Consider the following 12,348-nt stretch of genomic DNA (forward strand, 5'->3'; position numbering starts at 1 on the left):
CGCGCCCCCGCGGGGTCAAGGCGCTGCCGCTGCGGGGGCGGCCCTGTCCACGGGTCATGGCGCAGCATCAGGTGCCGCCCGAGACGAGGCTCGCCCCGACATTGATGGCGAGCGCCAGGATGCTGGTGTTGAAGACGAAGGCCAGGATCGAGTGCACCAGAACGAGCCCGCGCGCAGCCCGCGTCGTCACGGCGACGTCGGAGGTCTGCGAGGTGCAGCCGATCGTGTAGGCGAAATACAGGAAATCGACGTAATCCGGGTCGCGCTCGCCCGGAAAGTCGAGGCAGGGCCCGTCCTCGCCGGCGTAGTAGGTACCGGCATAGTGCAGCGTGAAGAAGGCGTGCAGCAGGGTCCAGGAGCACAGGATCGTGATGCCGCCGAGCGCCAGATGGAGCCCGCGCTCGCCCGGTGGCAGGCCGCCGAGGCCCGACAGTTGCATGCCGATCGCCGCGATGCTGGCGGTGGCGGCGAGGCAGGCGATGACGAGGATCGCGAGCCCGCCCTCGTCCTGCCGGGCGGCGCGGGCGCGAATCTCGGGGACGCTCTCGTTCAGCATCGTTGCCGCGATCATGGCGAGGTAGAGCACAGCCCCCGCATCCCAGGCGACCAGCAGCCGCGTCGTCCAGCTCCAGCCCGACGGCAGCGCCAGCGCGAGCCCGGCCATGGCCGCGAGCGCCAGAAACAGGCGCGGGCGGACGCGCAGGGGGCGCGGGACCAGTCTCATGCCGCGTTCATCCCCGCTGCACCGAGCTGGGCGAGCAGCGTGTCGAGCACGGCGGCCTCAGGCTCCAGCCGCGTCAGCGTCGCCGTGTAGACCAGCAGCGCGCGCACCCGCCGGCCGGGATAGATCTGCCCGACCAGCGCCCGGTAGACGGCGAGCTGCGCCAGCGTGGTCGGCGCGATGGCCTTAAGGTCGCGCGGTGGCCGTGCGGTCGTCTTGAAATCGGCGATGATGACCTCCTCGGGCAGGATGGCGAGGCGGTCGATCTGTCCCGAGACCGGCCGCCTCTCGCCCGCCCCCCAGGCGAGCAGGCCCGTGATCGGCACCTCGGCGAGCGAGCCCGGCCCGAACAGGGCGGCGAGCGCCGGGTCGGCCAGCAGCGCCAGCGCCTCCGTGACGATCGCCTCGCGCCGCGGCTGCGGCAGCGCGGCGCCGCGCGAGGTGGCGAGCGCAGACGCCACCGCCTCGCGTCGTTCAGGCGCAATCTCCGGCAGCATCTGCAGCAGGAGATGGGCGAAGCGCCCGGCCGCGGCGGCCTCCGCCAGGAAGGGGCCGTCGACCGGTCGGTCGGGAGCATCGGCGGCAGTGAGCGCGCTGGAGGGCTTCAGCGGTGGCGCGGGCTCGGCCTCCCGCGGCGGCGGGCGCGACAGCCAGTCGGGCGCGGGCTCGGGCGTCGTCGGCTGGGACGAGGCCTCCACGGCCACCGGCTGGGGTCGCGAGGTCATGAAGCGGCGGATCGCAGCGTCGCCCTCGCCGATCTCGATGAGTCCCGGATCGGAGGCGGCGAGCCCGGCCTCGACCATGGCATACCAGCTTCCGGCCGGGGCCTCGCCCTTGGCCTGCGCGCCGCAGACGATCAGCCGGTTCTCCGCCCGCGTCATCGCGACATAGAGCAGCCGGTGATGCTCCTCGACCATCTGCTCGACGACGCGGGCCTTGGCCTGGGCCGTCGCCTGCGCATCCTCTGCGCTGGCGGGTGGCCAGATCGGTACCGCCTGCCGCCGTGGCGGCTCGACCGCCAGGATCTTCGGCAGCCGCTTGGCGCCGGGCGGCGGGGCGAGATCGGCGAGGATGACGATCCCCGCCTCCAGCCCCTTGGCACCATGAACCGTCATGACGCGGACCTCGCCGCGGCTGGAGGAGAGGTCGCGCTTCACATCGGTCGCAGCGCCGCAGACATGGTCGAGGAAGCCGGTGAGCGAGGGGCCGTAGCGCCGCTCATGGTCGAGCGCCGCAGACAGGAAGGCGTCGAGCGCGTCGCCGGCCTCGGCCCCCAGACGCGCCAAGGCGAGATTGCGACCGCCGCCCGGCCCGAGCAGCCCGGCGAAGAAGCGGAACGGCCCGCAGCGTCCGGCCTCGGCCGCGAGCTCCGCCAGCCGGGCCTCGACGGCCGCATAACGCGGCTCGCTCGCCGCCGCCGCGCGGAGCGCCGCCCGCAGCGAGCCGCTGCGCTCCGGTGCGAGGCGCAGGAGGTCGTCGTCGTCGAGCCCGATCAGCGGCGTCTTCAGCGCGGTGGCGAGCGTCAGGTCGTCCTCCGGCAACAGCAGCGTCCGCCCGAGCACGACGAGGTCCTCGACCGCCGGATGCGTGGCGAGGGTGAGCCGGTCGCGCCCGGTGACGGGCACGCCGGCATCCTTCAGCGCCTTGACGATCGTCTCGAACAGCGCGCCGCGCTGCCGCAGCAGGATCATCACGTCGCCGGGTGCGAAGGGCTGGCCGAGATCGTCGACGCCCCGGCGCGTCCAGCCGGCGAGCGTCGTGGCGATGCGCTGGGCGAGCTTGGCCGTCCCGCTGCGCCGTTCGGGCGCATCCACGGGCGTCGTCCAGGCATCGGGCGGCTCGCCGGAGTCGTTCGCGCAGAGCGGCCAGAGATCGACGCAGCCGGGATCGCTGCGGCGCACCGTGTCATGGATTTCCGGCCGCTCCGAGCCGTCGAAGACGAGGCCGCGCGCATGCTCCGGCAGGGCGAAGACGGCGTCGACCGCCTGCATGATGTCGGGCGCCGAGCGGAAGGAGGTGTTGAGGCTGATCGCCTCGAAACGCTGCTCGGCCTCCCTGATGCGCTGCCCGAGCTGCCGTCGTTGCGTGTTGAAGGCGGCGGGCGCGGCGCCCTGGAAGCCATAGATCGACTGCTTCTCGTCGCCCACCACGAAGACGGTGCGCGGGCGCGGGCCGGCCTCGCGTCCCCCGGCGCTGAACTCGTCGGCGAGCTGGCGCAGGATCGCCCATTGCGCGTCGCTGGTGTCCTGCGCCTCGTCGAGCAGGATGTGGTCGATGCCGGCGTCGAGCTTGTAGAGCACCCAGGCCGCTTCGACCCGCGTGAGCAGCGAGCGCGTCCTGGCGATCAGGTCGTCATAGTCGAGCAGCGAGCGCTCGCTCTTCTGGCGCTGATAGGAGGCGAGCATCCGCGTCACCAGCAGCGCCAGCGCATGGCTGCGGTCGCGGATCGCGATCGCGTTGAGGCGGTCGATGGCGCCGCAGAGCCGCGCAGCCAGATCCTCGAGCGTCGCGGCGAGGGGCCCCTCGAAGGCGGATTTGCCGCGGCCGCTGATGTTGCTGTTGACGCTCCCGGCCTCGGTCAGAAAACCCTTCCGGCAGAAGGACACCGGATCGCCGTCATCGGCCCCCGCGAGCAGGGCACGCAACGTTGCTGCGAAACCCTGCCGTGTGGGGCTGCCCGCCTCCAGCGCCGCGATCAGCGCCGCGAGATCGGACATCGCGACGAGGTCCTGCCGGAAATCCTGCCGCACCGTCTCGGCCGTCAGCTCCGGCGCGATCCCGAGCACGGCGGCGATGCCTTCCCGCATCTCGCCGGCATCGCGGGCGCGGCCCTCCGCATCGTTGAACAGGGTGCGCTGGCGCAGTGCTTCCTGCATCATCGCATCGAACGTGTCCTGCGCCGCCTGGCGGGCGAGCAGGTCGAGCGCCTGCGCCTCCGCGCGCTCAGGATCGGCCGCCACCGCCCGCAACAACTCGCGCCGGGCCTCGCGCAGCATCTCAGCCTGGGCGAGGTCGTCGGCGACCTCGAAGCGCGGCGGCACATTCGCCTCGAAGGGCGCCGATTGCAGCACCCGCGTGCAGAAGGCGTGGATCGTCTCGATCTTCAGCCCGCCGGGCGTCTCCAGCGCCTGCGCGAACAGGCGCCGCGCCGCGGCGAGGCTGTCGCGCGAGGGCGGCTTCCCGGTCAGCCGGCTCAGCACCGCGTCCAGCTCGGCCTCCGGAAGCGTCGCCCAGGCGCTCAGCGCCGCGAAGACGCGGTTGGCCATATTGGCGGCGGCGGCCTTGGTGTAGGTGATGCAGAGCAGGCGCCCGGGCGCGACGCCGTCGAGCAGCAGCCGCAGCACGCGGTTGACCAGTACATAGGTCTTGCCTGAGCCGGCATTGGCCGAGACCCAGGCGCTGAGCCGCGGATCGGCTGCCAGTGCCTGGTTTTGCTGGGTGAGGGGCGGGACGATCCAGCCGGGCTTCATGCCCCGTCCCCCTCGTCGCCCTCGGAGGCGGAGGCCCATTCCTTGACCCGCGCGAGATGGTCATAGGGCGAGGCGAACTTGATGTAGTCGGGCGCGCGGCGGGAGATGAAGGCTTCGCGGCCGCTGCGCAGCGCCTCGACGTGGGCCAGCAGGCGTTCGAGATGTCGGCTCGCCACATCCCCCAGGCTCTCGCCGTCGAACTCCAGCGGCTTGTCCTTGGCCCAGGCTTTCGGGTCGTGATGCAGCTTCATGTAGAGCACGGCCTCGACCGGGGTGGGGCCGACCGCGCCCTCGAAGCCTGACCGCGCCGCCAGCTCGGCCTCCAGCGTCAATTGCGGCGCGAAGCCCTTCTCGACCTGCGCCTTGCTGGGCGGCGCGCCGGTCTTGAAATCGATGATGCGCAAGGTCGGCGTCCGCGTGATCTCGACCCGGTCCGCCTTGCCGCTGAGCCGCAGCGTCTGCCCGTCGGAGAGCGGGAAGCGCGATCCCGTGTAGACCTCGACGGCCACGCGGGCGAGCGCGCTGCGCCGCCGCTGCTCCCAGTCGATGAAATGCCCGGCCGTCAGCAGGAAGCGCGGCCACCAGAAGGCCCGCACCTCCGGCGCATCGGCGAAGCGCCGGAACGCCTCTTCGCCGATCGCGATCAGCCGGCCATGGGCGTCGGCCGGCAACTGCTCCGGATAGGTCGCGGCGAAGGTCTCGACGATCTCGTGCAGCAGGCTGCCGCGGTCCTGCGCGCTCGGGTCCTCCACCAGCCCGTCGAGCGCGTCGAGCTTCAGGATCTTGCGGGCATGGATCTGGTAGGGGTCGCGATAGAGCGTCTCGACATCGGTGACGCTGAGCGAAAGCGGCTGCAGCGCGCGCGGCGGCTTCGGCGCGGGCCGTCCGACGGGTCGCACCGGCGCCGGGGCCGAGAGCCGCCCCGCCAGCGCCGTCAGCCGCTTCCCCTGCGCCAGCGCCTCGCCCCAGACGGGCGCTGGCGTCACCGCCTGCAGCCGCTGCCAGAAGCGCGAGGCGATCGTCTCGGACTCCCCGGCCTTGCGAGCCCGCGTCAGCGTCACGCAGGGAGCCGCCAGCGCCATGGAAAAGTCATGCGCGGTCTGGCCGACGCGGCGCTCCGGCGGCGACAGGCCGAGTTCGGCGCGCATCGGCCGGTTGATGAAGGCGTCCGTCGTGGTCTGCGGCGGCCAGACGGTCTCGTTCAGCCCGCCGAGGACGACATGGTCGGCCTCGAGCAGGCGCGCCTCGAGCAGGCCCCAGATCCGGACACGCGGATGGCCGCCGCCGCCGCGCTTGACGACGCGCTCGGCCAGCAGCCCGTCCAGGATCGCGACGACATCGGCGGGCCGGCCGCCCTCGGGCATGTCGGGCTGCGCGGCGGCGAGATCGTCGAAGAGCCCGGCCAGAGCCTCGCCATCGGCGTCGCGGAAGGCGCAGGCCTGCCCGTCCTCGTCCCGGCTGACAGCCTCGACGGTGGCGCGGGCCGCGGCCGTCATGACCGCCAGCGAGGGCGCCTGCAGGAACAGCGCCTCCAGCAGCGGCGAGAAGGCGGTGCCGAGCGCCGCCAGCACTTTGGCCGCCGCAGCAGCATCCGCGTCACCCAGGCGCTTGCGCGGACCCGGCGCATGGCGGACTTCGCGCAATTCGTTCCAGCGTTCGAGCTGTTCGTTGAGGCCCGCCAGTCCTCGGCCTACGCTCTCGCCCCGCCACAGCCCGATTTCCAGCGCCGAGGCGCCGCGTGCCGTCTCCTCGCGCGGCAGCCCGAGCCGGCAGAGCGGGTGGGCCAGCAGCGGCACGAGGCTTCCCGGCGTCATCTGCCCCAGGGCCGCCTCCAGCACGAGCCGCAGCAGCGAGCCCGCCGGCCAGCGCGCCAGCGGCAGGCCGGCCGAATCATCGACCGTGATGTCCCAGCGCCGGAGTTCCACCGTGACCCGCTCGGCGAGGCCGCGATCGGGCGTGATCAGCGCCGCCTGCCGGCCGGGCGTCTCCAGCGTCTCGCGCAGCGCGACCGCCACCGCCAGCGCCTCCTCGCGCTCGTCGGCCGCCTCGACGAGGCGCAGGTCGCGGAAAGCGAGTTCCGCTTCGTCGGCGGGAAGGCGCTCGCGCAGATCGGCCCAGCTCTGCGTCACCGAAGCCGGCAGCATCGCCTCGCGCAGCAGACGCGAGCGGGCGCCATGCGCGGCATCGGGCTCGGCGAGCGCGCGCACATCAGCCCGCGTCGCCTGCAGCGTGTCGAGCAGGTGATGCAGCGCCGCCTGCGGATGCGAGGGGGCAGGCTCCTCCGCGATCGCCCGCCAGGCCTCGTCGGGCAGGTCGAGGTCGAGCCCCGGCAGCACCACCGCGCCATTGGGCAGCCGCGCGATCGCCGCGAGCAGCCTTGCCGTGGCCGGGACCGTGCCGGTCGAGCCGGCCGCGATGATCGGCCCCGTCACGGCGCCCGAGAGCAGCCGCTCGCGCTCGGCGGCGAGCATGCGGTTGCGGAAGGTGGCCGGGTCGCAGGCGCCGCGCTCGCTCAGGATGGTCGGCCAGGCGCCGCCGAGGATCGACAGGAACTCGGCATTGAGCTGCCAGATCTTGTCGAAGCGGGCCGCGTCGAGCCGTCCGAGCCGCTCGACGGCGACATCCTCCGTCTGCATCTGGTCGAGCAGCGCGGCGAGGTCGCCGGCCAGCCCATAGGCCTCGGCCAGGGTCGCTGGCACCAGCGAGGGCTCCGACGGGTCGAGCCGCAGATGGCTGCGATTGGCGCTGCGTCCCCAGGCGTCGACGAGTCGGGTCAGGATCATCCGCCGCGCCAGCGGGTCGATCGGCGCGATGCGATCCTCGGCCAGCGCCCCGGCTCCGATCAGTGCCGTCTCGGCCTCGTCGACATCGCCCAGCGGCAGGATTCGCGGCAGCAGCAGCGGCGCGCCGCCGAGCTTGTCGGAGAGGCAGGCGGCGAAGGCACGCGCCGCCCGTCGCGTCGGCAGATAGAGCGTCACCCGCGCCAGCGCGGCGGGGTCCTCAGGGTCGTGGACGCGCCCGAACCGGCCCTCCAGCATCGCCTGGGCCAGCACCTCCAGGAAGGGTGCCCCGGCGGGGATCGTGAAGAGGTTCAGTTCAGCCATCGGCTCGCGCGGGCGCGGCCTGGGCCGCCGCGAAGGCGGCTTCGGCCGGCGCGATCGCCTCGGGCGTGCCGACATGCAGCCATTGCCCGTCGAGCACGAGCCCGTGCAGCCGGCCCGCCGCAATGGCGCGGTCGAACAGCAGGTTCAGCGAGAACGGCCCCTCGGGCGTGTCCGCGAACAGCTCGGGCTTCATGATGGCGACACCGGCATAGACGAAGGGTGCGCGCTCCGCGCTGCCGCGCCGTGTCAGCAGCCCGTCCTCAGCCTTGAAGAAATCGCCGCGCTCGTCGAAGCCGACGCTGCCCTCGCGCCGCGCCAGCAGCAGCAGCATGTCCATCCGCGCGGCGTCCCAGCCCCGCGCCATGGCCTGCATCGCCGAGCCGCCCGCCTCGCTCCAGAGCGAATCCGAATTCACGTGGAAGAAGGGTTCGCTGCCGAGCAGCGGCAGCGCCTTCTTCACCCCGCCGCCGGTCTCCAGCAGCAGCGCGCGCTCGTCCGAGATCGTCACGCGCGGGGCGCTGCGGCCGGCCAGATGCGCCTCGATGAGCCCCGCCAGATGATGGACGTTGACGACCGCATCCTCGACGCCGGCCTGCGCCAGCCGGTCGAGCGCATGGTCCAGCATCGGCTTGCCGCCGATGCTGACGAGCGGCTTGGGAATCGTGTCGGTGATCGGCCGCATCCGCTTGCCGAGCCCCGCCGCCAGCACCATGGCGCGGCGGATCGGTTGGAAATGGGCCTGCGTCACGCGAATCTCCAGAGCAGGTACGGTCTGGCGATCCATAGCGCGTCATGGTCGGGCTTGTCCCGACCATCCACGTCTTCCGTCGTCGAGCCCGGTGTTCGAGACGTGGATGCTCGCCACAAGGGCGAGCATGACGGCGAGGGCGTCCGCTCACCCCACCTCGAACAGCTTCGGCAGATGCGCCTGGTACCAGCCCTTGAGCTCGGCCAGCGCCGGGTGCTCGAGGTTGCGGCGCAGATAGGCTTCGATGCGCGGCAGATGCTTGAGATAGGCCGGCTTGCCGTCGCGCTTGTCGAGCCTCGCGAAGATGCCGGCGATCTTGGTGTTGCGCTGCGTGCCGAGGATCGCATAGGCGCGGGCAAAGCCGGCGAGGTCGAAATCGGGATCGTGCGCCCGCCGCGCCTGGCCATAGGCCGCCAGCAGCCGCAACTCCAGCGCGGCGGGCACGTCGATGCGCGCATCCTGCCCGAGCGAGGCGAGGTCGTAGGCCGGGTGGCCGATCACCGCGTCCTGGAAGTCGATCAGCCCGAGCTTGGCATGGCCTTCCCGGCCCGGCAGCCAGATCAGGTTGGGCGAGTGGAAGTCGCGCAGCGTCCAGGTGCCCGGCGCCTCCAGGATCTCGTCGAAGAGCCGGTTCCAGATCCGCGCGAACTCGGCCTGCGCCACCGCCGGCAGGGTCATGCCCGCAATGTGCGGCGCGTACCATTCGAGGATCAGCTCGGTCTCGATCGCCAGCGCCCCGCGGTCGTAATCCGGCAGCACATGGTCGCGCCCCTCGGCCACGGGCAGGATCGTCGGCAGGGTGTGACGGTGAAGGTCCGCCAGCAGCCGGGCCGCCGCCTCATAGCGCTCCGGGATCGGTCCCTGCGCATCGATGACACCCTCGCTGCCGAGATCCTCGATCAGCAGCAGCCCGGTCGACAGATCCTGCGCGTAGATTTCCGGCGCCGAATAGCCGAGCGAATGCAGCCCGCGATCCATCGCGACGAAGGCGTCGACGTTCTCGGCGAGATGCGCGATCGCGCTGTAGGGCTTGCCCAGCCGGATCGCCGGCCCGTCCGGGCGCGGCGGCGAGATCATCAGCACGGCGCTGCTGCCGTCGGGCCGCGTCAGCCGCTCATAGGCGCGGCTGGAGGCATCGCCTTGCATGTAGTCGCGGCGGGCATCGTCCCAGCCGGCCTCGTCGATCAGCCGGCGCGTCGCAATCGCGATGGCGAGACGCTGGCGCCAGAGCACGCCGCCGGAGAGATCGGCGATGCGGCCGGTTTCCGGATTGTCCGGATCGACGTCGAGCACGATATCGAGCCGGCGCCCGCCCGGCAGGCGCGCCCCGGCGCGATCGGGCCATTCCACCAGCAGGATCAGCCGGTCGAGCTCCTCGACCAGGCCGATGTCGTCGAGCTCCTCGGGCGAGCGGACGCGGTAGAGATCGGCATGGAGCACGGTCCCGCGCGGGGTCTCGTAGCTCTGGACGAGGGTGAAGGTCGGGCTCGGCGCCTCCAGCTTCGGGTCCTCGGCGAGTTCGCGCAGGATCGCCCGCGCCAGCATCGACTTGCCGGCCCCGAGATGGCCCGACAGGGCGACGATGTCGCCCGGCTTCAGGATGGCGGCGAGATCGGCGGCCAGGCGCAGCGTCGCCGCCTCGTCGTCCAGCTGCAGGCGGTGCGTGCCGGCCCGGGAAACCTCGTCCGTCATTCGGCGGCATCCGACAGCGGCAGCCCCGCCGCGGGGAAGACCGCCGTCACGCGCGTGCCGCGGCCCGGCGCCGAGTCGAGCTCGACGCGGCCGCCATGCAGCTCGACGATCGAGCGGACGATCGAGAGGCCCAGGCCGACGCCGCGATGGCTGGAGCCGAGCGAGTGGCTCTCGAACCGGTCGAACACCTTCTCCTTCACCTCGGCGGGGATCCCGCGGCCCTGGTCGGCGACGGTGATGCGGATATGGCCCTCGCTGCGCGCCGCGCTGACGGTGATCGTCTGCCCGGGCGAGGAGAAGCCGATCGCGTTGGAGATCAGGTTGAACAGCACCTGCCGCAGGCGCTTGCCGTCGGCGCGCAGGGGCCCGGCCTCGGGCGCGATCACGACCTTCAGCTCCAGCTTGCTGTCGGTGAGGCGGTCATGCAGCCCCGTCGCCGCCTGCGAGATCGTGTCGGCGACGTCGACCTCCTCGAGGTCGAGCTGCAGGGCGCCGTTGTCGATCGTGGCGAGGTCGAGAATGTCGTTGATGATGGCGAGCAGCGCGCCCGACGAGCGCACGATATGGGAGGTGTAGTCGCGCTGCTTGTCGTTGAGGGCGCCGACGGCCTCGGTGCCGAGCAGCTGCGCGAAGCCGATGATGTTGGTCAGCGGCGAGCGCAGCTCGTAGGAGACGTGGTGGACGAAGTCCTCGCGCAGGCGCGAGACCTTCTCCAGCGCCTCGTTCTTTTCGGTCAGCGCCCGCTCGACATTCACGCTGGCGGTGACGTCGGCGAAGGAGATCAGCGTCGCCCCGTCCGGCAGCGGCGCCGCGGCGCAGTCCAGCACCGTGCCGTCGCGCCGTTCCATCCGGCAGACATAGTCCTCGCGCGCATCGCGCACGCCGGTGACGGCGCTCTGCAATTCGCCCCAGATCTCGTCCTGCGGGAAGAGCGGGCGGCACAGCCGCACCACCTCGTCGATATGCGGGGCGGCGGCGGCGAGGTCGGCCTTGATTCGCCAGGATTGGGCGAAGGCCGGGTTGGAGAGCTTCAGCCGCCCGTCCGAGCCGAACACGGCGACGCCCTCGCGCAGCGAATCCAGCGTCTCGCGCTGGGTGCGCGACAGGGCGTTGAAGCGCGATTCCAGCGTGAAGCGCTCGGTCACGTCGTCGAGCAGATAGGTCACGCCGCCCTGGGGGTTGGGGCTGGCGACGACGTGGATCGTCCGCCCGTCGGGCAGGTACCACCAGTCCTCGTTCGCCCGCGTGGCGGTGTAGGCGGCCTGCACGCCGGCCTTCCAGCTGCGATAGTCGCCCAGTTCCGGCAGGCGCCGTTCCGAGCGCAGCCGGTCGAGGATCTCGCCGTCGCTGGGATGGCCGTCGAGGAAAGCCGGATCGAGCGACCACAGGCTCTCGAAGCCGGCATTGCGGTAGACCAGCCGCTGCGAGGCGTCGAACACCGCCACCGCCGTCTTGAGCCGGTCGAGCGTCCGGACATGCGCGTCCATCTGGCGCTGCAGATCGGTCCGGACCGCCTCCAGCTCGCTCATGTCGGTGGCGAAACCGGCAAAGCCCGTCGGCGTGGCCATTTCCAGGATGTCGAGGGTTCGCCGCTGTCCCGCGATCACGGCCGGAGCGCGGGCTGTGAAGGTCCGCCCCTCGCGCCTCGCCTTGGCGGCGGCCTCGCGCTCGCTGCGGTCGAGCAGCTCGACCCCGCCCTTGACGGCCTCGCTGCCGTCGGCGACCTCGACGGCGCGTGCATAGGCGGCGTTGCACCAGCTGAGCCGGCCTTCGGGATTGCGGGTCCAGGCCGGCTGCGGCAAGCCGCCGAGCAGCCCGGCCAGGGCCTGGTGCTCGGTTCCGAGCCGCTCCAGATCGTTCTGCAGCGCCATCACCCGGGCGCGCTCGCCCGTGACCTCGCGAAAGCGGATGACGGCGCGCCCTGCGACCGGCCGGCCCTCGATGTCGATGAAGGGGCCGGTTTTGCTCCGCAGCGTCATGCCGAAGGACTCGCCCCGGTCCTTCAGCGCATCGGTGGCGAGTTCGAGCTTCTTGGCATCCGCCGGGGGAGCCCAGGAGCCATAGGCGAGCGCCAGCGTGGCGCCGGGTGCGCCGAGGAAGCCGCTGTCGCCTTCGAAGACGGGTTCGGTATGGCGGCCCGCCCAGCTCACCACGACCTGGGGGTCGCTCGCGAGCAGGGCCGTCAGCCGGTCGTGCTGGCCGCGCGTCGCCTCCAGCTCGCCGGCCAGCGCCGTCTCGCGGCGATGCCAGCGCGCCCGCTCGCGGACATAGACCAGCGAGGTCGTCGCGGCGAAGACCGTGAGCCCCGCGAGCACCACCGACAGCGCGCCGGTGCTGAAGACCTCCTGTTTCAGGGGAGCCAGCCAGCCGCCCTGGGCGAAGGCGGATGAGGGAAGCTGGCTGGCCGCGAGCCCCGGCAGAAGCACATGTCGGCCCCAGCCGCCGCGGCTCCGTTCCTGTCGGCTCGACCTGGTCATCCTGCGTCCGTCTTCTCTGTGGGCGGCACCGTGCCGCCTCCGCTGTCAGGCCCGAGCGGGCGTCGAACGGCAGCGAGCCGTCCCCTGAGCCGCCTCGAAAGGCCCCCGACGCACGCCTGCCACCACACCGATACTT

At 72.2% G+C, this 12,348-nt stretch carries 6 protein-coding genes; all 6 read right to left on the reverse strand.

Going from position 1 to position 12,348, the window contains the following annotated elements:
• Positions 1-67: 67 nt before the first annotated feature.
• Positions 68-724: a DUF1345 domain-containing protein gene (locus tag BSY19_RS06870; RefSeq protein WP_069053502.1), complete on the reverse strand. Its 657-nt coding sequence runs from the start codon at positions 722-724 to the stop codon at positions 68-70.
• On the reverse strand, positions 721-4,191 hold the full coding sequence (gene addA, locus BSY19_RS06875) for a double-strand break repair helicase AddA (RefSeq protein ID WP_069053503.1): 3,471 nt from the start codon (positions 4,189-4,191) through the stop codon (positions 721-723). Before addA ends, BSY19_RS06870 begins: the two co-directional genes overlap by 4 nt.
• A complete protein-coding gene (gene addB / locus BSY19_RS06880) occupies positions 4,188-7,295 on the reverse strand; it encodes a double-strand break repair protein AddB (RefSeq protein ID WP_069053504.1) in 3,108 nt (1,035 codons plus the stop codon). The genes addA and addB overlap by 4 nt, the downstream gene beginning before the upstream one ends.
• Positions 7,288-8,079 carry a nucleotidyltransferase family protein gene (locus tag BSY19_RS06885; protein WP_069053505.1) on the reverse strand — a complete coding sequence of 264 codons (792 nt, stop codon included), beginning with the start codon at positions 8,077-8,079 and terminating at the stop codon, positions 7,288-7,290. Before BSY19_RS06885 ends, addB begins: the two co-directional genes overlap by 8 nt.
• 111 nt (positions 8,080-8,190) lie before the next feature.
• On the reverse strand, positions 8,191-9,735 hold the full coding sequence (tsaE, locus tag BSY19_RS06890) for a tRNA (adenosine(37)-N6)-threonylcarbamoyltransferase complex ATPase subunit type 1 TsaE (RefSeq protein ID WP_069053506.1): 1,545 nt from the start codon (positions 9,733-9,735) through the stop codon (positions 8,191-8,193).
• The gene (locus tag BSY19_RS06895) at positions 9,732-12,212 is read right to left on the reverse strand and encodes a sensor histidine kinase (protein WP_083247445.1); all 2,481 of its coding nucleotides are present in this window, start codon (positions 12,210-12,212) and stop codon (positions 9,732-9,734) included. Before BSY19_RS06895 ends, tsaE begins: the two co-directional genes overlap by 4 nt.
• Positions 12,213-12,348 lie beyond the last annotated feature (136 nt).

It is taken from the genome of Bosea sp. RAC05 (assembly GCF_001713455.1).
GTDB lineage: Bacteria > Pseudomonadota > Alphaproteobacteria > Rhizobiales > Beijerinckiaceae > Allobosea.